At 69.2% G+C, this 20,600-nt stretch carries 22 protein-coding genes and 1 pseudogene; 13 read left to right on the top strand and 10 right to left on the bottom strand.

Annotated features, from left to right (window positions below; all coding sequences use genetic code 11):
• Positions 1-182 precede the first annotated feature (182 nt).
• The 5 genes from OV208_RS28765 to OV208_RS28745 are packed head-to-tail and all read left to right on the top strand — an operon-like array spanning position 183 to position 5,382.
• Positions 183-1,409, top strand: coding sequence for a hypothetical protein (locus OV208_RS28765; RefSeq protein ID WP_324291422.1), 1,227 nt, complete (start codon positions 183-185; stop codon positions 1,407-1,409).
• A gap of 12 nt (positions 1,410-1,421) precedes the next feature.
• Positions 1,422-2,141: a VTC domain-containing protein gene (locus OV208_RS28760; RefSeq protein ID WP_267577119.1), complete on the top strand. Its 720-nt coding sequence runs from the start codon at positions 1,422-1,424 to the stop codon at positions 2,139-2,141.
• A 6-nt stretch (positions 2,142-2,147) separates the two neighbouring features.
• Positions 2,148-3,860 (top strand): dTMP kinase, encoded by a 1,713-nt coding sequence (tmk, locus tag OV208_RS28755; protein WP_267577118.1) that lies wholly within the window; start codon positions 2,148-2,150, stop codon positions 3,858-3,860.
• A gap of 5 nt (positions 3,861-3,865) precedes the next feature.
• Positions 3,866-4,576, top strand: a complete 711-nt coding sequence (locus tag OV208_RS28750) for a DUF4956 domain-containing protein (RefSeq protein ID WP_267577116.1) — start codon at positions 3,866-3,868, stop codon at positions 4,574-4,576.
• A complete protein-coding gene (locus tag OV208_RS28745; RefSeq protein WP_267577114.1) occupies positions 4,573-5,382 on the top strand; it encodes a hypothetical protein in 810 nt (269 codons plus the stop codon). Before OV208_RS28750 ends, OV208_RS28745 begins: the two co-directional genes overlap by 4 nt.
• Positions 5,383-5,503: 121 nt before the next feature.
• Here OV208_RS28745 and OV208_RS28740 read toward each other — a convergent pair whose 3' ends face one another.
• From OV208_RS28740 to OV208_RS28700, 9 genes are all read right to left on the bottom strand, one after another.
• The gene (locus tag OV208_RS28740; RefSeq protein ID WP_267577112.1) at positions 5,504-6,040 is read right to left on the bottom strand and encodes a hypothetical protein; all 537 of its coding nucleotides are present in this window, start codon (positions 6,038-6,040) and stop codon (positions 5,504-5,506) included.
• A 139-nt stretch (positions 6,041-6,179) separates the two neighbouring features.
• A complete protein-coding gene (locus OV208_RS28735; protein ID WP_267577110.1) occupies positions 6,180-6,692 on the bottom strand; it encodes a hypothetical protein in 513 nt (170 codons plus the stop codon).
• Complete coding sequence (locus OV208_RS28730; RefSeq protein WP_267577109.1) at positions 6,685-7,092, bottom strand: hypothetical protein; 408 nt, start codon at positions 7,090-7,092, stop codon at positions 6,685-6,687. Before OV208_RS28730 ends, OV208_RS28735 begins: the two co-directional genes overlap by 8 nt.
• Before the next feature lie 66 nt (positions 7,093-7,158).
• Positions 7,159-7,470, bottom strand: a complete 312-nt coding sequence (locus OV208_RS28725; protein WP_267577107.1) for a DUF6959 family protein — start codon at positions 7,468-7,470, stop codon at positions 7,159-7,161.
• A gap of 2 nt (positions 7,471-7,472) precedes the next feature.
• On the bottom strand, positions 7,473-8,039 hold the full coding sequence (locus tag OV208_RS28720) for a hypothetical protein (RefSeq protein ID WP_267577105.1): 567 nt from the start codon (positions 8,037-8,039) through the stop codon (positions 7,473-7,475).
• Between the two features lie 12 nt (positions 8,040-8,051).
• Complete coding sequence (locus OV208_RS28715) at positions 8,052-8,552, bottom strand: SitI3 family protein (protein ID WP_267577104.1); 501 nt, start codon at positions 8,550-8,552, stop codon at positions 8,052-8,054.
• A 27-nt stretch (positions 8,553-8,579) separates the two neighbouring features.
• Complete coding sequence (locus OV208_RS28710; RefSeq protein ID WP_267577103.1) at positions 8,580-8,870, bottom strand: hypothetical protein; 291 nt, start codon at positions 8,868-8,870, stop codon at positions 8,580-8,582.
• Between the two features lie 510 nt (positions 8,871-9,380).
• Complete coding sequence (locus OV208_RS28705; RefSeq protein WP_267577102.1) at positions 9,381-9,731, bottom strand: hypothetical protein; 351 nt, start codon at positions 9,729-9,731, stop codon at positions 9,381-9,383.
• A gap of 113 nt (positions 9,732-9,844) precedes the next feature.
• Positions 9,845-10,042 carry a hypothetical protein gene (locus OV208_RS28700; RefSeq protein ID WP_267577101.1) on the bottom strand — a complete coding sequence of 66 codons (198 nt, stop codon included), beginning with the start codon at positions 10,040-10,042 and terminating at the stop codon, positions 9,845-9,847.
• Positions 10,043-10,259: 217 nt separating this feature from the next.
• On the opposite strand from OV208_RS28700, the gene OV208_RS28695 reads away from it, so the two are divergent.
• From OV208_RS28695 to OV208_RS28665, 8 genes and pseudogenes are all read left to right on the top strand, one after another.
• Positions 10,260-11,924 (top strand): metallophosphoesterase, encoded by a 1,665-nt coding sequence (locus OV208_RS28695; RefSeq protein ID WP_267577100.1) that lies wholly within the window; start codon positions 10,260-10,262, stop codon positions 11,922-11,924.
• A gap of 402 nt (positions 11,925-12,326) precedes the next feature.
• Complete coding sequence (locus OV208_RS28690; RefSeq protein WP_267577099.1) at positions 12,327-13,691, top strand: RsmB/NOP family class I SAM-dependent RNA methyltransferase; 1,365 nt, start codon at positions 12,327-12,329, stop codon at positions 13,689-13,691.
• A gap of 38 nt (positions 13,692-13,729) precedes the next feature.
• On the top strand, positions 13,730-15,502 hold the full coding sequence (locus tag OV208_RS28685) for a M61 family metallopeptidase (RefSeq protein WP_267577098.1): 1,773 nt from the start codon (positions 13,730-13,732) through the stop codon (positions 15,500-15,502).
• A gap of 17 nt (positions 15,503-15,519) precedes the next feature.
• Positions 15,520-15,609 (top strand): annotated as a pseudogene (locus OV208_RS41415) (B-box zinc finger protein); the annotation flags it as partial.
• 21 nt (positions 15,610-15,630) lie between these two features.
• Positions 15,631-16,956: a tetratricopeptide repeat protein gene (locus OV208_RS28680; protein ID WP_267577097.1), complete on the top strand. Its 1,326-nt coding sequence runs from the start codon at positions 15,631-15,633 to the stop codon at positions 16,954-16,956.
• Positions 16,957-17,023: 67 nt separating this feature from the next.
• Complete coding sequence (locus tag OV208_RS28675; protein ID WP_267577096.1) at positions 17,024-17,413, top strand: carboxypeptidase-like regulatory domain-containing protein; 390 nt, start codon at positions 17,024-17,026, stop codon at positions 17,411-17,413.
• Between the two features lie 290 nt (positions 17,414-17,703).
• Positions 17,704-18,582 carry a ribonuclease HII gene (locus OV208_RS28670; protein WP_267577095.1) on the top strand — a complete coding sequence of 293 codons (879 nt, stop codon included), beginning with the start codon at positions 17,704-17,706 and terminating at the stop codon, positions 18,580-18,582.
• Entirely contained in the window at positions 18,579-19,220 is a 642-nt protein-coding gene (locus OV208_RS28665; protein ID WP_267577094.1) for a hypothetical protein, read from the top strand. The genes OV208_RS28670 and OV208_RS28665 overlap by 4 nt, the downstream gene beginning before the upstream one ends.
• A 42-nt stretch (positions 19,221-19,262) precedes the next feature.
• Here OV208_RS28665 and OV208_RS28660 read toward each other — a convergent pair whose 3' ends face one another.
• Positions 19,263-20,549, bottom strand: a complete 1,287-nt coding sequence (locus OV208_RS28660) for an amidohydrolase family protein (protein ID WP_267577093.1) — start codon at positions 20,547-20,549, stop codon at positions 19,263-19,265.
• Positions 20,550-20,600: the final 51 nt, after the last annotated feature.

The raw sequence follows: 20,600 nt of genomic DNA, 5'->3' as shown, positions 1-20,600 counted from the left end.
GCCCCTGTCACATGGCATCCGGGCCGCCAGCCCCTTCCCAGTGTCCGTCAGTGCACGTCATTGCCCTGGGCACCGGGGTTGCACGGGAGAGCAGGCAGGGACGTACGGCGTCGGGTTTTCCGGGCGGGGAGGCAGCAGGCATGGGCGGGCGGGGGTTGGAGGAGAAGGGGTGGCGGCGGGGCTTGCTCGTCGCGGTCCTCCTGGGCCTCCCGGCGGTGGCGGGAGCCGAACCGGTGGAGGACGCGGCGACGGACGAAGCGGAGCAACCGCTCGAGGTCGACCAGGAAGACGGCGCGGTGGCTTCCACGGCTTCGCCGTCGGACGACGCGCTGGACGGCGCGGTGGCGCAGGCGATGCCCGGCCCTGGACAGGGGCCGGTGAGGGGTTCGCCGGAGCAGGTGGATGATCCGAGCGCGCCGGTGCCCGACGCGGCGGTGCCGGGCCCGAAGAAGAAGAACAAGGGCGCGGACACGCTGGGCGAGGCGCCGGACGAAGCGGACAAGGCGGACGACAAGGGCAAGCCGCAGCAGCGCATCCGGGTGTTCGGTCGCGTGTTCGCGCAGGGCACCGCCGACGAGCGCGCGAAGTACCAGCGGGAGCTGGGCATCGAGTCGGCGCGCGTGGGCGTGGCCGCGTCGCTGTCCAACCTGGAGGCGGAGGTCAGCGCGGATCTCGCCTCCAAGACCATCCTCAAGGACGCCTTCGTGCGGCTGGCGAACGACGCCAAGCAGCTGCGCCTGTACGCGGGCCGCTTCAAGTCGCCCTTCCTCCAGCGCTCGCTGGAGTCGGCGTGGAGCCTGCCCCTGCAGGGGCGCGGCCTGGTGGAGGACTACCTCACGGACACCAACCAACTGGGTGGCCGGCGTCTGGGATTGATGGGCGAGGTGCGGCTCAAGGAGGCCTGGGGCCTGAAGCTGTCCGCGGGCCTCTTCGAGGGCGGCGAGGGCCCGGGTGGGGAGCGGCTGAGCGAGGACGGCGCGGCGCGCCTGAGCGTGCGGCCCTTCAAGTTCCTCACCGTGGGCGCGAGCACGTACCTCACGCAAGTGATTGACGGGACGCAGCAGTACGCGACGGCGGCGGACGCGGAAGTGACGCTGTGGGGTCTGTCATTGACGGGTGAGGTGGCGCGCGGCCAGTTGCCGCTGGGGCCCTTCATGTCGCAGTCGGTGCTGGCGTACTGGACGGTGCCGGTGGGGCACGACGGCTGGGCCGTGCAGCCCATGGTGGGGGCGGAGGCCTTGCAATTGCAGGGCGGTATCCAGGCGCGCGGACATGCGCTGACGGGGGGCTTCAACGTGTTGCTGGCGGATTCCTTCAAGGCCCAGGTCCAGGCTGAGCGTGCGCTCCGGCCGGGGGATCTGGAGCCCGCACTTGAGCTGTCATTGCAGCTCGCCACCCGCTTCCGGTGAGGAGACACGACCATGATCTCGTTCGCTGAAGGCGAAGTCACCAAGTTGCGCCGTGAATTCAAGGTGGTGTTGGAAGGCAGCGAGGCCGGGGCGGTGTGCGCGCGGCTGTCGCAGGAGTTGGGCGGGGGGCTGCCGCCGCCCACGCGCATCGTGTCGGTGTACTTCGACAAGCCGGGGTATCCGCTGACGGAGCGCGCCATCCACACGCCGGACAACTGCATCAAGGTGAGGACGAAGGAGTACTCGCCGGACGTGGGCACGGCGGGCCGTGAGCGCGTGGTGCTGGAGGTGAAGCGCGAGCGCGGAGGCCTCACGCAGAAGCGCCGTGTCTGGGTTCCGCGCGCGGAGCTGGGCCGGGCGCTTCGCGGCGGGGTGAGCCTGTTGCCGCTCATCGCGGGAGGCAGCCTGATGCCGGTGCTGGCGGTGACGTACCGGCGGCACGTGTATCAGGTGTCCCAGGCGTGGCGGGTGACGGTGGACCGGGACATCGGCTTCCATCAGGTGTCGCCGGAGCTGGCGTTGTCGCCCACCGCGCTGACGGTGGAACGACTGGGAATGCCGATGTGGGAGGACTCGCGGGTGGTGGTGGAGGTGAAGCACCTCGGGGCGGCACTGCCCGGGTGGCTGGCGGCCCTCAATCCGGGGGGCGCGTCGGCCTACAGCAAGTTCGCGGAAGGTATGGCGAGGGTTCATGCCTTCGCTTCGGCCGGGGTTGGGGTTGTAGGGGGATAGGGCACCGTGTTCATCGACTTCGAAGGCATTGACGGCAGCGGCAAGACGACGCTGTCCAACCTGCTCACCGCGCGGCTCAAGCGGCTGGGTTACAAAGTGACGCATGCGCGAGAAGGCGGCGAATTGCAGTCGCCCACGGCCCGGCGCATCCGCGAACTGACGCGGGACTCCAAGCTGTTGGAGATGGGGCCGCGCGCCGAGTTCTTCCTGAACCTGGCGCGAGATGCGCAGCAGTTGGAGGAGGTCATCGCGCCCTCGCTCAAGCGGGGCGAGGTGTGCGTCACCGACCGCTACCTGTATTCACAGCTCGCGCTGACGGCGGGGGGCCGGGGTCTGAAGGAGAACGCGCTCCTGCCCGCCTGTGAGCTGGCGTCGCAGGGCCTGTGGCCGGACCTGGTCATCCTGGTGGACGTGGATCCGGAGCTGGCGCGGCTGCGCAAGCGGCTGGGCAAGGTGCAGAGCGGGCGCGCCAACGACACGGACAGCCGCAAGGGCCTGGTGGGCGCGGGGCTGGCGGTGCGCGTGCGCGAGGCGTTCCTGGAGCAGGCCCGCAAGGATCCGGCGCGGTGGATCATCCTGGAGAACAACGACCAGCCCCTGCGCGTGCTGGAGCAGCGGCTGGTGGAGGCCGTCGTCGCGCGGCTGGAGGGCCGTGAGCAGCCGGTGCAGCGGCTGGTGCCCGCCCCTGCCCCGCCGCTCCCGGGCGTGGCGTCAGTGGACGACGTGGAGCAGCGCTTCTTCCACGCGCTGGACGGCCTGGAGGCGCGCGAGCCACAGCTCGCGGTGTGGCTGCTCAATGGCATCCCGGGCCTGCCCGCGCACCAGCGTCGGCTGACGTACGCGGAGCGGCTGCCGGGGCTGGTGGCCCGCAGCCTGACGGGCCTGGACGACGACACGGCGTGGACGCTGCGCGACGTGCTGATGGCGAGCGTTCCCGTGGACGTGGCGGAGGGTTTGGGGCTCGTCACCTCCCCGCGCTCGCACGCGCTGCGGCAGCGGCTGTACGCGCGGGCGCCGGGAGAGGTGCTGGAGGGCCTCAAGCGCCAGGACTCGCCGCAGGCGTGGGCGCTGCGCGAGCGGGGCATGAAGGACGGCCACCTGGGCGCGGTGCTGCTGGGGCTCGCCGGGGTGGATGGCGAGGAGTCCTGGGTGGTGCGCGAGGCGGGCATGCAGCGCAAGCTGTACGCCGAGGTGGCGCGCAGCCTGGGAGGGCTCGCCACGGAGCGCGCGGATGCGCTGCGCGAGGTGCTGCTCAAGCACGACCGGCTGGCGGTGCTCAAGAGCACCACGGGGCTGGAGACGCCGCTGGCGGTGGGGCTGCGCGAGCAGTTGGAGAAGGGCGCGTTGAAGCTGGTGCTGCGCTCGCTCACCGGGGTGGATACTCCCCGGGCCTGGGAGATGCGCGAGCGCGGGGCGCCGCACACCAAGGAGGCGCTGGACTCCGTGGACGGGATGGATAGCCCGCGGGCGTGGAAGCTGCGGGCGTCGGCGGCGCGGCGGTGGCCGGCGACGGTGGTGTCCTCGATGCGGGGGCTGCCGCTGGTGGCGGAGACGCGGGCGCTGCTGGAGCGGGTGCTTTCGGAGCAGGCCGGGAAGCTGCCGGTGTTGCGCAACGCCTATGCGGTGGTGGCGCAGGCGCGGACCCTGGAGCAGGCGGGACGCACGGTGCGGCCCACGGTGGAGACGTCCGCGACGGAACTGGGACGGCAGGAAGCATGACGCCCATGGAAGGTCCGTTCGCGACAGTGTTCCAGGACGTGGAGCGGGAGCTTCAGTCGTTGTCGATGGCGTCGATGCTGCCCCGGTTGTTGGCGGCGGCGCTCATTGGAGCGCTGCTGTCGTCGCGGCCCTGGCGGTTGGTGATGGGCAAGCCGCTGCCGAAGTCAGACATGGTGCAGGCGCAGATCCTGCTCTGCGCGGCGGCGGCGGTGATCACCGCGGTGATTGGGGACAGCGTGGCGAAGGCGTTCGGCCTGGTGGGGCTGGGCGGGTTCGTGCGGTTCCGCTCGGGGCTGAAGGACCCGCGCGACGCGGCCATCCTGTTCCTGGTGATTGGCCTGGGCATGGCGTGCGGTCACGGCAACCTGGTGCTGGCGAGCGTGGGCACGGGGTTCGTGATGGTGCTGCTGCTGGTGTTGGATTTGTTCGAGAAGAAGGAGGTGCCGGCGACGGGCGCGAAGCAGCGGCTGGTGTTGTCGGCGCAGTCGGACGACTTGGTGCGCGCGGAGGCGACGCTGCGCAAGGCGTTGGGGGAGCGCAACGTGATGGTGAAGAGCTGCGCGTTGGACTTCTCCGCGAGGCGGTTGGAATTGGAAGTGGAAGAGCCGGAGCCCGGGACACTGGCGGCGGCGTTGGGCAAGACGGAAGGGGCAGCCCTGCGGGGGTTGCGGTGGACGTCGGTGAGCGCCAAGGGCGCGCGGGAGGAGATGACATGAAGTTCAGGAAATGGGCGGTGGTGTTCGCGGCGTGTGGCTCCCTGGCGGCGTGTGGTGGCGGCGGAAGCCTGCCCACGGGGAATGATCCGGGCGCGCCCACGACGAATCCGGATGGCACGGTGGACCTGCCGGGAGACGCGGTGCAGCCGGACAACGGGCAGACCGGCGGGGAGAACAAGCCGGACGAGTACACGAAGCTGTGGCCGCTGACGCAGGGCTCGACGTGGACCTACCGCATCAACGACCCCGTGAGCGGGGTGTTCAACAAGACGGTGACGGTGCTTGGGCCTGAGACGGTGCCGGACACGCAGATGACGGCCATCAAGGTGCACAGCCGGCAGGACCGCACGGCGACGACGGGCACGGTGTACGAGGAGAACTCGTGGCAGTTGGAGCTGACGAACGGGCTGGTGGTGCGCCTGCGCGAGGAGGACATCACGGATGGCCTGCGCACGAGGGCTACGACCTGGTCCCCGGCGATGATGAAGTCCCTGGCGGCGACGCCGGCATCCGTACCCTGGGAGCACCAGGACGCGGTGCGCGAGCTGATCACGTATGACGCGGGCGGGACAGAGGGGAAGGATCCGACCTACGTCTGGAAGGTGCTCGAGAAGGACGTGACGGTGACGACGCCCGCGGGCACGTTCACCAATGCCATCAAGGTCCAGCGCGACAAGCTGAACAAGAACGGCGAGGTGAAGGAGGAGAAGCAGCGGATGTACTGGCTCGTTCCCGGCGTGGGCAAGGTCCGCGAGGAGGGGGAACGGACAGAGGAGCTGGTTTCGTTCGATGTGAAGAAGCCGTAGGGCTGACGGGGATTGGGCCTGGGCTGGAGCAACGAGCGCGTCGGCCTGGGCATTGCCTCAAGTTCGACAGCCTGATCCAAATCCAAGAGGGCCCCAGAAACATCGCTCAAGAGCAGCCCGTTCAGGCCCCGCCTTCTTGCCCAACAAGCCCTTGTGCTTCGCGATGAATTGACACCGCCCGCTCGAGTTCGAAGCCAAAGAGGCCTCGGAGAAGGCGAACCGCGTCCACATCAGAAGCGCCTGCACGAATCGCTTCAACACCAATCTCGACCGGTGGCTGGCCTGCCTCCTTCATGGCGGTGAACCTCCCAGCTTCGACGGCAGCAAGAAAGCCTGCCTGCCGAACACAACTGGAGTCGACAGTTTCTGGGGCAAGGTGTGTTCGTTCAGCACGTAGAACCTCGGTGAGCCCCACCTCCTCGGCTGCAAGCTGCAACTCGCTCCAGAACGAAGCTGGGAGCCGCTCTCGGTCAGACTCGTACTGGTCGCCTATCCCACCGAGAACCGAGAGCAGGATCTCGAACTCGTTCATCTCCAGCCATTTCTCCACGTCGGCTCGGGTATGGAACATGCCCTCGAGGCTGAAGGCATCCGGGGGGAGAAGGAGCAGGGCCCTCCGCATCCGAGCAATGGGAGCCATTTCATCTCGCTTCGCCATCCCTCGCATCCATTGCCGGAGCCACTCAAGAAGCATCACGTTCCACCCTTGGTCAAGAACGACCCATCAGCGACCACCGGGGAAATCCGCAGCGGGCTCATCCAACACCATTCACGCAACACCGGTTCCGGAGACGGATTCACTCTCCCGCATCGTCAGGCAGACCTTCTTCGCGTCCGTTCGTTTGGATGTCCCGCTGGAAGTGCTCCGGAAAGATGACGGCCTGGGGTTGGAGGGGAAGCGCTTCCTGCGCCAGACACTTCCGGAGCGCCTCGATCTCCGACACGTAGAGTCCCCGCTCGAAGACGAAATGGAACGGTTCACCTTCCGCCTCCAGGCGCCAGGTGATGGTCGAGGTGCCCACTTCGACCTCTACCCCTTCCCACCCACCGTCCTCCGCGATTCCACAGGAGCACGTGAAGATCAGATAGCGCCCGGAGGCCACAGCACTCTTCTCCAGCTCCTCGAATACGACCCATGCGTCGCTGAACCGCGGGCGGTCATGAAGTGCTTCCCCGTCGATCGCGATGCGCACGAAGGCGCACTCTGTGAAAGGCATCCCCTCCATCCACAGGGTCTGCGCCCCCGTCACCCGCTCCAGGGACAGCGTCAGCCAGAGGTCCAGCATGGGTGCTCTCGGCAGGTCAGCCATGCTCGGCATCCAACCGGATCCTTGAAGTCTCGACGCCACTTCTTCCCAGCAACTGCTGCAGGTGCTGAATCTCGGCCAGGGTCCCCTCGGTCACGACCCCGGTCATCCTGTCCCGGAGCCTTCCTGATTCCACGAGAGAGAGCCCCATCTCCGCGCGCAAGAGCTTCAGGGCCAGCACCGCCTGGGAGCCGGACGCGTGGACCTTCAAGCCCCAGGTTCCATCCGCCCGCAGGAAGGCTTCGCGGAAGGACGCTTCCGGAATGCCCCAGCCGTCCATCTCGATCATGCGGCCGCAGTGGGCGCACGTGTACGAGGCCCACCATCGGAGCCCATCAAAGGCCGACTGCCCGGCGATCAGCTCGACGGGGCGACCGCAATCTCCGCACACGGACTCGCCCACCCGCACAGCAGTCATGGCCTCAGCCTCGGGAAAAGTGCCTGGACGCAAACCGCTCCCGAACCTGACCTACTCGCCGTCACCCTCCCCTGAAATCGCCTCCGCATAGGGGAGCGGAATGTGACGCTCCTTGAGGACCGCCTCGTACATCGTCAGATAGTCCCGCAGGCGTTCTTCCACGTCATCCAGCAGGCTGGCCGTGTCATCAGCGCCGTCCTTCGTGGGAGCAGCGGGGCAGAGTTCGCGCGCCTCGCGGACCAGGGCGTGGAGAATGCTCAACGAGTCCCCCTGGATGACCACTCCCGGATATTGCCGACCGGGAAGATGCACGACGGCTGTATTGCCTTGCCTGGAAAGCAGCACCACCTCATTGGACTCCATTGTCATCCTCCTGGATTCACACCCAGTACATCGGTTGATGGTTTCTCGCTTCCAGCTTCCGCATCGTTTCCAGCAACGGCCTGCGCATTGAACGCCCAGGCGCAGTACCCGCAGCCCTGCCCCCTGCGATAGACATCCCCCATCAAGCAGAGCCGCTTCGGTTCGACCCAGACTCGGTCGACCGAATTGACGACGTAGAAAGGCCTTCCTCCCAGTTCGGGCCGGGCCGTGAGGACCGCGTCAAACAGCTCGCCGTGCAAATAGACCTTGATCACCTCCGACAAGACTGCGGGATTGGCGCGCCAAAGCTTCTGGATGGAGGGGTAGCCCAACTCTCGGAATCGACGCGGGTCGCCCTCCATCTCTTCCAGGGGCTCATGGATCTCGTCCTCCCGGAGTTCCCGGATCAGGCCTTCGTACGGCGTGCTCAGCACCTCAAGAACTTCGTCCAACCGCAGCCGCAACACATACTTCTGGGCAACATGGTCGGGCCAGGGCTGACCAAACTGCTTCACCGGAGTGCACGCCTCCTCCGGTTGGACCTGATCAATCCCGACGAAGAATTCCATTCCGATACCGGGCTACAGAACCTCGAACTTCTTCACGGTATATGCGCGCCGGATTCCAGCGAGGCGACCTTCATCCATGATGCCGGCCTCCGAATTCAGGACCACACCGCCTCCGACGACGCAGAAGCTCACCGTGTCATTGACGATCAGCACACAGTCACATCCGAAATCATCGACTAGGGCCAACGCGCCCCCCAGCATCCTCAAGAATGACGTCACACCATCCAATCGATTTCCAACCCAGAAATCGACTGTCACCGTAGGCTCGATACCGCATGATTCACGGCCCTGATTCTGCTCATGATCCGAGGCTGAAGACACCCATATGTCGAACTCGGGAATCTCGACGCCGCATCCCCTGTCGCGCTCGATAACCGCCGCCCCCTCCATCCCGGCCCCCCGTAGCACCATCTCCAAGACCCTGCGCAAGCTCAAATCCGTTTCAACATACAGGGAATACCTCATCGTCCAGCCCTCTTCGTTCCAGCCGCTCATGGCGTGGAGCAGGTTCACGGTTCAGGAAGACCCGGGCACGGGTTCTCAGCGTCCCGATACTTCGGCATCTAGCGTTGATGGTTCCATCCCGAGATCGACCCTTCGCCCCTCCAGGGCCGCCTCCTTCAATGGGCCCGGATACGCATCCACCTTCAACCGCGGCTGCGTCCCCGGTAACTGCATAGCCTCGAACTCGAACCCCAGGTCATCAACCGCCTCCCTCGCGTAGGGGCCATCCTCTTCCAGTACGATGATGAGGAGGACCTCCGCGCCCGAGCACTCCAGGGAGATGGCGCGCATGGACGTCAGCCGCGAGACCTCCGTTGGCTCCATCATGATGCATCTCTCCATGACATCCGCTCCAGGCATGCCTGGCCTATCCGATGGAGATTTCGCCGAAGACCTTATCCCGCGAGGCTGCAAGCCACTCCCGCAGGTTGCGTGCCCGGCTCGCCCCAATCAACTGCTCCCGGGTTCCGTGGTGCCCTTGACCGGAGCGTAGAAGCCCCGTTCGACATCCACGACGACTCCAGCCTCCGGAGACAGGCTGACCAGGACACGCATGTCCCCACCTTCATCCACCAGATCCGGTCATCCATCTGCTCCATATGGAACCAGTGATCCACGACCAGTTCATCGAACACGCCCTGATTCTGGAGTTCCACCGCGCCTGCCTCGTCGTGCGCGAGCACCCTCCACGCGTGTCCAGGCGACGCCAACTGACGCTGGATCCGCTCCGCTTCATCCTTCGTTCCCATGAGGCTCCTCGACTTGAACCCAGTCCGCGGGGTGCACCGCCCCGAGCACAGAGGCGAAAGTCACGATGTGCCACCAGCCCATCGATGCTCACGACGCAGGCGCCGTCCAGTGGTGACGCCGCATGTGTTCGACCCATTCCTCGGGCAGCCTGACGTGGTAGCGCGCCACGTAGTGGGCGAGCTCGCCCAGCCACGAATGGACCCCATCGGTCAGCAGCACTGGCCTGTCGAGGAACGGACGCCGCGGGTCCAGGACATCCCGGCAGATGCCCGGTGCCACCGCCACGATGCTCCCTGACCTCAGGTACTGGAGGATCCGGAGCTCATCCGGATGCCCAGCGGGCTCCGGAACCAGGGCGACCTGATACAGCACCCGCGCCGCCCCCTCGGGGTTGTCCGTGTCCGCGATGGAGATCGCGATCGAAGTCTCAGGGTCCACGGGTTGCCTCCGGCCATATGCGGCCAGGCCCCGTCGTCGGGCCTCCAGCAATCCTGACACACCGGACCCGACAATGACCGACGCCCCTCCCCGAGGACGCCCGTCCTGCGCGCTCAGGCCCGTGCGCCGTCGTCGTACGACACGCGCAGGCCCTGGTGCGTCACCGTGATGAGCGGGCGGCCCATCCAGCCGCAGTGCGTACAAACTGCATTCGGGCCTCGGGCCGTCACGCGCACCGGCAGGTCCGCCTCGCACACGGGGCACCCTTCGGGCAGGGTGTACTCGCGGGTCTCAGTTGCGATTCCGGTCATGGACTCAGGGGTAATGCAGCATCCGGGCTCCGCAAGCCCGCCTGCCCGCTGTGCCCCCTGGCCACACGTCACGCATCACCTCGAATGCCTGTTCACACAGCCTCCGGCCCCACGCATCGCCCGTTCGCCTGTCTCCCCTTTCAGGGACGTTTTTCGGATGAACGTTTGACGATGAACGGTTGGGCCGGCGTCCCGAATGTCTCGGGCCGGAGGATGCATGGACCGGACGAAGTCTCTGTCGCTCGCCCCCCTGGCTGCCCTGCTCGTGATGGGCTTCGCCTCGGGCACCGCGCTCGCCCTGCCGCGTGATCCCTACCTGCAGCGCGTGGGTCCCGACACCGCCACCGTGGCGTTCCGGCTGGCCTCGAACTGCTCCTCGGCCCAGGTCCGCTATGGCGTCGGCAACACCAGCACGTTGGCGCGCTCGACGGACTCGGCCCGCGTCCATGCCGTGGTCCTCACCGGCCTTACCCCCGCCACCACCTATACGTATTCGGTGGACGCGTGCGGTGAGACGACCCCCGCCAAGACGTTCGGCACCGCCCCCGTCACCGGCACCCGGCGCGTGCACTTCGCCGCCGTGGGCGACTTCGGCACGGGAGGCAGCGACCAGAAGAAGGTCGCCGCCGCCATGCTCACCCACAAGCCAGAGCTCTTCGTCGCCCTGGGCGACAACGCCTACGCGTCAGGCACCGAGACCGAATTCCAGACGAACCTCTTCACCCCCATGGCCGCCCTGCTCGCGCAGGTGCCCATGTTCGCCACCCCGGGCAATCACGAGTACGTGACCAACGAGGCCCAGCCCTACCTGGACAACCTCTACCTGCCCACGAACAACGCGGAAGGCTCCGAGCGCTACTACTCGTTCGACTGGGGCCACGTGCACTTCGTCTCCATCGACTCCAACTGCGCCATCGGGCTCGCGTCCGCTTCGAAGTGCTCGCTCGCCGCGCAGAAGGCGTTCGTGGAGAAGGACCTCGCGGCCACCACCCAGCCGTGGAAGGTCGTCTTCTTCCACCACCCGTCCTGGTCCAGCGGCGAGCACGGCTCGCAGCTCACCATGCGCCGCCAGTTCGGCCCCCTGTTCGAGAAGTACGGCGTGGACCTGGTCCTCACCGGGCACGACCACGACTACGAACGCAGCAAGCCCATGCTCGGTGACGCCGAGGCCGGCAAGAGCGAGCGCGGCGTCCCCTACCTCGTCGTGGGCGGCGGCGGTGCCACGCTGCGCGCCTTCGCCACCTCCCGCCCGTCCTGGAGCGTCCTGCGCGATGACGCGGCCCATGGCTTCCTCGACGTCGACGTCGTGGAGGGCACCCTCACCGCGAAGCTCGTGAAGACGGACGGCGGCGTGCTCGACTCCTTCTCCCTCACCAAGGAGCTGCCCGCCCCTCCCGCGCCCCCGCAGGGCACGCTCAACGTCACCGTCGGCAACGCCAGCGGCCCCGCCCCCCACACGGCCGCGTTCGTCGCCACGGCCTCCCAGACAGGCGCCACCGTCGCGTGGGACTTCGGCGACGGCGCCACCGCCCAGGGCCTCCAGGTGGAGCACGTCTATACCCAGCCGGGCACCTACACCGTGACCACCACGGCCCAGGGCGCCACGCCTGTGAGCGCCACCACCGTCGTCACCGTGACGGCCAGCGGAACCACCGACCCGGGCACCGGGGAAGACCCCGGCACGGGGAGCGACCCGGGCACCGACCCCGGCACCAGCAACCCGCGCCCGGGACTGCCCTCCACGCCTGCGACGCCGGGCATCACGCCCGGGGACGACTCGGAAGGAGGCGGCGGAGGCTGCTCCGCCGGGCCGGCCGCCCTGATTCCCGCCGCAGCCCTCCTCGTCGCGGGCCTCGTCCGCCGCCGACGCCGCAGCCGCTGACCCGGGGGCCGCTCCAGTCCCCGGAAAACCCCTTCCTGACTGGCGCTCGGACGCCCGCCGGCCGGCCCCCCGGGGCCTACCGGGGGCGTCTTTTGCGTTCCCTGCTTGTCAAGCCGGCCCGGGGGATGCGAAGGCCCATGCCACATGGCCACGACTCGCAAGCCTGGACCTTCCCGCGGTGCCGCCTCGAAGTCCGGCGGGCCCCGCTCGTCCCGCCCCGGCGGCCCGGGACCCTCCCGCAGTGCCGCCCCGAAGTCCGGCGGCCCCCGCTCGTCCCGCCCGGACGGCCCGGGACCCTCCCGCGGCGCCGCCTCGAAGCCAAAGGGTGGCGGCGGGCTCCACCCGCCCCGCACCGGCGCGCCGAAGCGCAAGGAAGCCAGCGGACGCCCCGACAAACCCAAGATGAGCCGCGCCCAGCACGAGCGCGCCCGTCCCAACCCGAACCGCCCCCTGCGCGAGGACCTGGTCCTCCAGGCCTGCCTCGAAGCCTACGGCGGCGTGCGCCGCGAGGGCCGGCTGTCCGACCGCGCGCTGGAGTTCGTCCTGCGCAGGAAGACGCTCCTCTACTCCACCGAACGCCGCGCCGTGGCCGAGCGCGTCTACGCGCTGCTGCGCCGCCAGCGCACCGTGGACTTCCTGCTGGAGCACTCCCAGCACAACTTCGAGACCCTGGACGGCACCCGCCAGGACGTCATGCGGCTGGCCGCGTCCCGCATCCTCCACGGCGAGGACCCCAACTACGTCTCGCGCACCAGCGGCCTGTCCGGCACGGACCTCACCGTGCTCGACCGCCTCCCGGACGCCGCCGCCGAACTCGACGCCCTGCCCGACGCGAAGCGCTTCCCCATCGCCGCGTCGCTGCCGGACTTCCTCGCGGAGAAGTTCCGCGCCGTCTTCGGCAAGGACGCCAGCCGCGCCGCCGAGGCGATGAACGAGCGCGCCCCGCTCAACGCCCGCGTCAACGCCCTCAAGGGCGACCGCGATGTGCTCCAGGCGCGCCTGGCCGCCGAGGACGTGGAGTCCACGAAGCCCACGCCCCTGTCCCCCCTGGGCATCACGCTGGAGACGCGGCTCAACATCTTCTCGCTCCAGAACTTCAAGGACGGCTGGCTCGAAATCCAGGACGAGGGCAGCCAGTTGCTCGGCATGCTCGTGGACGCGCCGCCCACCCGCGTCGTGGACGCGTGCGCGGGCGCCGGTGGCAAGACGCTCCAGTTGGCCGCGCAGATGAAGAACCGCGGCGACCTGCACGCGCTCGACGTGGACGAAGGCCGCATGGAGGACTTGCGCAAGCGCGCGCGCCGCGCCGGCGTGCACAACGTGCGCACGCAGATCATCCCGCCCGAAGGTCCGGAAGCAGAGGCCGCGCTCGCGCCCCTCAAGGGCCAGGCGGACCGCGTGCTCGTGGACGCGCCGTGCAGCGGCACCGGCACCTTCCGCCGCAAGCCGGACGCCCGCTACCGCCTCACCCCGGAGTCCCTGGAGATGCACGTGGCCCGGCAGAAGGCGCTCCTGGAGCGCTTCTCCACGCTGGTGAAGCCCGGCGGCCGGCTCATCTACGGCACCTGCAGCGTGCTGCGCGAGGAGAACGAGAACGTGGTGGAGGACTTCCTGTCGCGCCACCCCGAGTTCACCGTCCGCCCCGTGGCCGAAATCCTGGGCGCGGAGCTGGGCAAGAAGGTGGGCCCCGGCCCCTTCATGCGGCTGGCTCCGCACATCCATGGCACCGACGGCTTCTTCGGCGCCGTGCTCGTCCGCGCGAAGTAACCCCGCCCGCGGTCCCCCGCGAGAAAGGCATCCCGGCCATGTCGTCAGCCGTCCACTACCGCGTCGCCATGCCCCGTCCGCATGCGCACCTGTTCGAGGTGGAGGCCACCTTCCCCGCCGGGCCCGACACGCTCGACGCGGTGATGCCGGTGTGGACGCCGGGCAGCTACCTGGTGCGCGAATACGCGCGCCAGGTGCAGGACGTCAGCGCCGTGGACGAAGGCGGCCAGCCGCTGCCGGTGCGCCGGGTGGACAAGCGCACCTGGCGCGTGGAGGCGCGGGGGCACGCCGTCACCCTGCGCTACCGCGTCTACGCGAACGAGCTCTCCGTGCGCACCAGCCATCTGGATGGCAGCCACGGCTACTTCAACGGCGCCACCGTGTTCCTCTACACGGAGGCCACGCGCGAGCGGCCCCACCACGTCACCGTGGACGCGCCCCCGGGCTGGCGCACGTTCTGCGCGCTGGACTCCGAAGGCAGCACGTTCCACGCGCCCGACTACGACACGCTGGTGGACAGCCCGTTCGAAGTGGGCCCGCACACCCCGCTCACCTTCACCGCCGCGGGCGTGCCGCATGAAGTGGTGGTCTGGGGCGACAGCGTGCCGGACGCGGACCGGCTGTGCTCGGACATGCAGCGCATCTGCGAAGCGCAGGCGCGCATGTACGACGGCCTTCCGCTGAAGCGCTACCTGTTCCTCGTCTACCTCACCGACAAGGGCCGGGGCGGGCTGGAGCACCAGGCCTCCACCGCGCTGCTCTTCCCGCGCACCGGCCTCTCCTCCTTCAGGGGCTGGGAGGACTTCCTCACGCTGGTGGCGCACGAGTACTTCCACCTGTGGAACATCAAGCGCGTGAAGCCGCGCGCGCTGGTGCCGTTCGACTACTCGCAGGAGAACTACACCACGCTCCTGTGGGCCTTCGAGGGCGGCACCGCCTACTACGACAACCTCTTCGTGCGCCGCGCCGGATTGATGTCCGCGGCGCGCTACCTGGCCCGCCTGGGAGAGACATTCAGCCTGCTGCACTCCACGCCGGGCCGCCGCGTGCAGACGCTCACCGAGGCGTCGCTCGTCAGTTGGGTGAAGCACTACCGCCCCGACGAGCACTCCCCCAACAGCGCCGTCTCCTACTACCTGAAGGGCGAGGTCGTCTGCTCGCTCCTGGACCTGGAGGTGCGCCGCGCCACGCGGGACGCGAAGAGCCTGGATGACGTCATGCGGTGGCTGTGGCGACACCACGGCGACGGCGACGGCGTGCCCGAGGACGGCATCGAGAAGGCGGCCAGCACGGTGGCGGGCGTGGACCTGACGCCCTTCTTCGACCGGGCGGTGCGCTCCACCGAGGACCTGGACTACGGCGTCTTCGCGCACGTGGGGCTGGAGGTGTCCTTCCGCGTGCGGGAGGCCCCCAATGACAAGGGCGGCACGCCGCCGCGCCTCAAGCAGGAGCCCAAGCCCAAGGGCTGGCTGGGCGTCACCCTGCGCGGTGCCGCGACGCTGTCCACCGTGCCGGAGGGCACGCCCGCGCTGGAGGCGGGCCTCTACCCGGAGGACGACGTGGTGGCGCTGGACAGCTGGCGCGTGGACGGCGCGGGGCTCATCGCCCGCTGCGAGGACAAGCGCCCGGGCGACACGGTGACGGTGACGCTGTTCCGCCGCGACCGGCTGCTGGAGGTGCCCGTGGTGCTGGGCCAGAAGCCCGCGGATGCCGTGTGGCTCCAGCGCGTGGAGCGCCCCACCGACGCGCAGAAGGCCGCGTTCCAGGCCTGGCTCGGCGCGCCCTGGGACGAGACACCCGGCCCGGCGTAGTAGGCTTCCGCGGCACCATGGCCGCCCCCGCCTCCCCTACGTGCCCGTCCCATCCGGCCGCCGTCGCTGGCTGGAGATGCGAGCAATGCGAGTCGCCCCTGTGCCCCTCCTGCGTGGAGACCCGGCGCATGGGCACGGTGGAGTACTTCGCCTGCGGCCACTGCGGTGGCACGGCGAACGTGCTCCTGCGCCACCGTTCGGACGTCGACTTCCGGCAGCGCCTGAAGGACGCCCTGGGCTTCCCCGTCCGCGGTCCGGGCCTCCAGACGCTGGCGGCCGTCAGCCTGATGCTGGCCGTCCTGCGCACGCTCGGGGTGGGCATCCGCCTGTTCCAGGTGCTGCCCCTGACGCTCGCGCTGGGCATTTTCTGGGCCACCTTCTTCGCGCTCGTGAAGGGCGCGGCCCGGGGCGATCCGGATCCGGAGGCCCCTGACTTCACCGACGTCATCCGGGACAACCTGATGCCGGGCCTGCGCGGCCTGTGCGTCACCGTGGGCGTGTTCCTGCCCGCGCTCGTGCGCGCCCTGTCCCTGGCGCCGCCGTCCGACTCGAACCTCTTTCTCCTCGTCGTCGGCGCCCCCCTGGCGACCGTGCTGTCTCCGGCCGCGCTGGAAGATCCGCTCACCTGGGGGCTCCTGCTGCTGGGCTTCCTGTGGCTGCCGTGGGCGTGGCTGCTGGCCTCCATGGGACAGTCGATTCTCGGCGCGCTCCACCCCGGACGCGCGCTCGCGTGCATCCGGGCCCTGGGGCGCGCCGCGCTCCAGGTGATGGGCGTGTTCGCGCTGCTGGCCGTCGTCCACGCGGGGATGCACCTCCAGGCGGACGAGGTGCTGGAGTTCCACATCTTCTTCCTCCCCCGGTGGATCGCGGAGGCGATGACGCTGCTCGCGCCCTTCGCCGCCGCGAACGTGCTGGGACTGGTGCTGTTCGTGTACGGCGATGCCCTGGGCTACCTGCCCTCGCGCGACTTCCTGGAGCCCGTGCTGGGCACCACCGCGCCAGAGCGCGCGCCCCCGCCGCTGCGCTCCTCCACGCCCGGAGCCCCCGAACCCGAGCCCCAGCCGGAGCTCCTGTCCGCCGCCGAGGTGACCTTACGGCTGGCCGCGTTCACGAAGGCGGTGGACGCGCGCGACGTGGCGCAGGCGCTCGCGCTGTACGCGGCCCTGCGTGTTCTGCCCCGTCTGAAGCTTTCGCCCACGCACCATCTGTTCGTTGGACAGGCCGCGGCGGTGGAAGGAGATTTCCCACTGTCGGTCGCGGCGTTGGAAGCGGCGGCGGACGCGGCGCCCGAGGAGCCCACCGCGCCCCGCGCGCTGGTGCTGCTGGCGCGCGTGCAGGGGGAGAAGATGGGAAACACGGTGCGCGCGGAGGAACTCTACCGGTACATCCTGCACCGCTATCCGGAAACGGATGCCGCCCGTTTTGCCCACGCGAGGGTGCCGCCCGCTGCGTAGTCTTCGCGTTGCGTCACCCGCCCTCCGGTACCAGATTGCCTGCATGGGACGGGTTGGGGGCGTGGGGATGGGGAAGCGGTTTCGGACGTATGGGTGGTTGGGGCTCCTCGCGAGCGTGCTGGTGACGGGGTGTGATGAAGCCCCGAGCGCCAATCGCCAGGAGGACCCGTGCGCGGAGCCACTGTCGCTGCGCGTACACGTGGTGTCGTCGGACGGCGCGCGCATCCAGGGCGCCACCGTGACGGCCACCAACCTGGAGAGCAATCTCAGCATCACCGGCGTGACGGATGACCGGGGCCTCACCACGGCCATCAACGAAAACCTCGCGCCCAGCCCCATCCGGGTGATGGCCACCGCGGGCTCGCACGTGACGCCCGCTGAACGCGTGGAGTGGACGTGCGACGCGTGCCACTGCACGCCCGTTCCCGCCGAGCTGACGCTCGAATTGCAGGACTGACGTCGAAGACCCGCCAGAGGGGCCCGGGACGCGCGGAAATCCACCGCCCCGGGCCGTCCGGCGGTTGTGTTGACCTGCCCGCGTGCGGTACGGCTTACGCCATGCGTCAAACCCGCATGCGCGCTCTCGCGTCGGACAGGCTCCCCTTTCTCCAGGCCGCCCGCTCGGTGTGCCTGAAGGCGGCGGCCTGGACGTGTTGTCGCGGCACTGGTGTTCCCCCGCTCCAGTAGGCCGTGCAACCGCGCTACCCGCCGGGTAGGCATTTCCGTGGCACCCCCTGAAGGTCCCCCATGCCCGCAGACAGTGTGGAAGTGCTGCTCCAGTGCTCGGTCACCGAGCTGACGGGGCGGTTCATCACCCAGGCTCAGTCCATCCCCCAGGGCCTGCTGGAAGCGCTGGAAGCCGATCCCCGACAGGGCGCGCAGGGGCTCGCGCGCAAGCTGCGCTCCCGCCAGGAGAAGAACCGGGCGGAAGGCCAGCGGCTGCGGCATCTGCTGAAGTTCGAGACAGAGCTGTGGGAGCAGGGCCTGCTGAAGGTGGCCGGGGTGGATGAGGCGGGCATGGCGCCGCTCGCGGGCCCCGTCGTCGCCGCCGCGGCCATCCTTCCCCGGGGCTACCGGCTCCGGGGGCTGGACGATTCGAAGAAGATTCTCGACCCGGACAAGCGCGAGGCGCTGGCGGAGGCCCTCAAGCGCGACGTGGTGGCGTGGGCGGTGGGCCAGGCGGAGGTGGAGGAGATTGATCAGCTCAACATCTACCATGCGGGCCTGCTGGCCATGCGGCGCGCGGTGGAGGGGTTGGGGGTGACGCCGGACTACGTGCTGGTGGACGCGCGCACGATTCCCCAGTGCCCCTCTCCGCAGCGGGGCATCATCAAGGGCGACTCGCTGTCGTTGAGCATCGCGGCGGCGTCGGTGCTGGCGAAGACGACGCGCGACCGGCACATGGCCGAACTGGATGCGCGCTACCCGGGCTACGGGCTGGCGGCCCACAAGGGCTACCCCACCGCGCAGCACGTGGCGGCGATCCAGGCCAAGGGGGTGCTGCCCATCCACCGAAGGAGCTTCGGACCGGTGCGCGAGGCGCTCGGCCTGGAGCAGCCATCCGGGCCCGTCCCGATGCAGGCGGACCTGTTCGCTGCTACTCCTGATCAGGTGGCGAAGCGATGAGCGCGGACCGGGACATCGACGGCTGGCTGGCGGAGCGGGGCGTCACGCTGATGGACGCTCGGGTGCGAGCCAGGGGCGTGCTGGAGGAGGTGGGGCTCACGCGGCCGGGCAAGGCGCGCATGAGCGAGCCCAAGCTGATGCGAGCGGCCGAGGTCCTGGCCGAGCGCTTCTTCCAGGTGTGCGCGGATCCCGCCTGCCTCCAGGTGGCGACTGCGAGCGGCCGGGAGCCCCTGCGTGTGGAGCCCCGGAGTCACTGCGCGCGGTGCGGCGGTTCGGCCAACCGGCGCGCGGAGGTGGCGTTCCTGGAGGTGTGCAACGCCCGCAACGTGAACCGCGTGGTGGTGGTGGGCGGCTCGCCCGCGGTGCGCGAGGAGTTGGAGTCGAAGCTGGGCGGCCACATCGACCTGCGCATGGTGGACGGCACGGAGCGGCGCACGTCGGACCGGGCTCGGAGTGACCTGGAGTGGGCGGACCTGGTGCTGGTGTGGGGCGCCACGGAGCTGCACCACAAGGTGTCGGGCCATTACACGCACGGGCCGCCCGCGCATCACCACAAGGTGGTGCACGTGGTGAAACGGGGCGTGGCCGCGCTGCTGGATGAGGCGATGATCCACCTTCAGCGCGCCGCCGTGCGCTGAAGGGCGTCACGGCGGGAAGGACGCAGCAGGGGCGCGGTTTTTTCAGCGGCCCGACGGGTTGTCGCTCTCCGCCGGGCGGGCAAAGAGCTCCCTGCCAGCTCGGATCGTGCACTGGACGTCGGTGAACCGCCGAACGTCCGTGGAGGGATCGCCGCCGAGGACCACGAAGTCGGCGTCGAGCCCCGGCTTGACGCGGCCACGGCGCTCGTCGGCGTGCCAGCGCGCCGCGGGTGCGGTGGTCAGCGACGCGAGGATCTGCATCGGCGTCAGCCCCGCGTGGGCCATGAGGACGTATTCCTGCGTCGGATCCAGGTCCGCCATGTACCCGACGTCGGTGCCGAACAACACCTGGCCACCGGCGCTCGAGAACGCCGCGAGCTGCCGTTCGGCATCCGCCACGATGGCATCGCGGATGTGGGGGGGCACGTCTGCCTTGGCGAGTTCGTACCCCCAGAGCTGCAGCGTCGGGACCACGGAGACGTTGCGGGAGACCATCTGGCGGATGAGCTCGGTGCTCCACGTGGACTTCGGCGGATCAATCGTCGTGTGCACGAGGATGTCCACGCCGGCCTGTACGGCGGCGCTCACCCCGTCGGGATCGGTGGGGTGCATCATGGACAGGCCACCCAGCCGGCGGGTCTCATCCACCGCGGCGCGAGCGATGTCCGAGGACATGCGCCGGATCTCACCCTGCCCCTGGGGCGTGGCGACGAACAGCTTGGTCCCCTGCGCGCCGTGTTCGAAGTTCCCGCGCACGATGGCGCGGGCCTCATCCACCGTCGCGGGTTGCGATAGCTGTCGCAGCAGCGCGGGCGGCAGGTCGCGCAGGTAGATGGGAATGCCGTTCTCCGGATACAGCGGGGCTCCGACGGTGAGGATCGCCGGCCCCCGCAGCTCGCCGCGCGCGATGCGCTGGCGAAGGGCCTCGGTGTTCGCGGGGTCGGATCCGGTATCAACGACCGTCGTGAAACCGAAGCGCGTGGTCATCCGACTCAGGGGTTGCTGGAGCGCGTCGGGCGGGCGGGAGGCGGCACCGGCGAACACGGGATCCGTGAAGTGAACGTGGCTGTTCTGGAACCCGGCCGTGATCACCCCTCCACTGCAGGCGGCCATCCGCCGGATCCCGGCCGGCGGAGCGACCGACCCAGCGCCGATGGCTTCAATCCTTCCGCCGCTCACGAGCACCCAGGCGTTGTCCATCGGAGGCTCATCCGGCGCCACATAGAGCCGCGCGGCCGTCAGGAGCCAGCGTTCGGCGTCAGCCGGCCGCTGGCTCGAAGCGCAGCCAGCGGTGGCCAGCCAGAAAAGAAGTACGACCCGCTGCATCATCCCCACCTCTCGGATTCGAATCATGCGTTCAAGCGCGGAGCCTCGTGAGGA

The sequence above is a fragment of the Corallococcus sp. bb12-1 genome (assembly GCF_026626765.1).
GTDB lineage: Bacteria > Myxococcota > Myxococcia > Myxococcales > Myxococcaceae > Corallococcus > Corallococcus terminator.
This window is presented reverse-complemented; position numbering and strand designations above follow the sequence as displayed.

What these genes read in the sequence shown, in the direction of transcription:
- OV208_RS28760 (WP_267577119.1), top strand. Translation starts at nt 1,422, where the DNA reads ATGATCTCGTTCGCTGAAGGCGAAGTCACCAAGTTGCGCCGTGAATTC.
- OV208_RS28750 (WP_267577116.1), top strand. Translation starts at nt 3,866, where the DNA reads ATGGAAGGTCCGTTCGCGACAGTGTTCCAGGACGTGGAGCGGGAGCTT.
- OV208_RS28745 (WP_267577114.1), top strand. Translation starts at nt 4,573, where the DNA reads ATGAAGTTCAGGAAATGGGCGGTGGTGTTCGCGGCGTGTGGCTCCCTG.
- OV208_RS28740 (WP_267577112.1), bottom strand. Translation starts at nt 6,040, where the DNA reads ATGGCGAAGCGAGATGAAATGGCTCCCATTGCTCGGATGCGGAGGGCC.
- OV208_RS28735 (WP_267577110.1), bottom strand. Translation starts at nt 6,692, where the DNA reads ATGGCTGACCTGCCGAGAGCACCCATGCTGGACCTCTGGCTGACGCTG.
- OV208_RS28725 (WP_267577107.1), bottom strand. Translation starts at nt 7,470, where the DNA reads ATGGAGTCCAATGAGGTGGTGCTGCTTTCCAGGCAAGGCAATACAGCC.
- OV208_RS28720 (WP_267577105.1), bottom strand. Translation starts at nt 8,039, where the DNA reads ATGGAATTCTTCGTCGGGATTGATCAGGTCCAACCGGAGGAGGCGTGC.
- OV208_RS28710 (WP_267577103.1), bottom strand. Translation starts at nt 8,870, where the DNA reads ATGATGGAGCCAACGGAGGTCTCGCGGCTGACGTCCATGCGCGCCATC.
- OV208_RS28700 (WP_267577101.1), bottom strand. Translation starts at nt 10,042, where the DNA reads ATGACCGGAATCGCAACTGAGACCCGCGAGTACACCCTGCCCGAAGGG.
- OV208_RS28695 (WP_267577100.1), top strand. Translation starts at nt 10,260, where the DNA reads ATGGACCGGACGAAGTCTCTGTCGCTCGCCCCCCTGGCTGCCCTGCTC.
- OV208_RS28690 (WP_267577099.1), top strand. Translation starts at nt 12,327, where the DNA reads ATGAGCCGCGCCCAGCACGAGCGCGCCCGTCCCAACCCGAACCGCCCC.
- OV208_RS28685 (WP_267577098.1), top strand. Translation starts at nt 13,730, where the DNA reads ATGTCGTCAGCCGTCCACTACCGCGTCGCCATGCCCCGTCCGCATGCG.
- OV208_RS28680 (WP_267577097.1), top strand. Translation starts at nt 15,631, where the DNA reads ATGGGCACGGTGGAGTACTTCGCCTGCGGCCACTGCGGTGGCACGGCG.
- OV208_RS28675 (WP_267577096.1), top strand. Translation starts at nt 17,024, where the DNA reads ATGGGGAAGCGGTTTCGGACGTATGGGTGGTTGGGGCTCCTCGCGAGC.
- OV208_RS28670 (WP_267577095.1), top strand. Translation starts at nt 17,704, where the DNA reads ATGCCCGCAGACAGTGTGGAAGTGCTGCTCCAGTGCTCGGTCACCGAG.
- OV208_RS28665 (WP_267577094.1), top strand. Translation starts at nt 18,579, where the DNA reads ATGAGCGCGGACCGGGACATCGACGGCTGGCTGGCGGAGCGGGGCGTC.
- OV208_RS28660 (WP_267577093.1), bottom strand. Translation starts at nt 20,549, where the DNA reads ATGATGCAGCGGGTCGTACTTCTTTTCTGGCTGGCCACCGCTGGCTGC.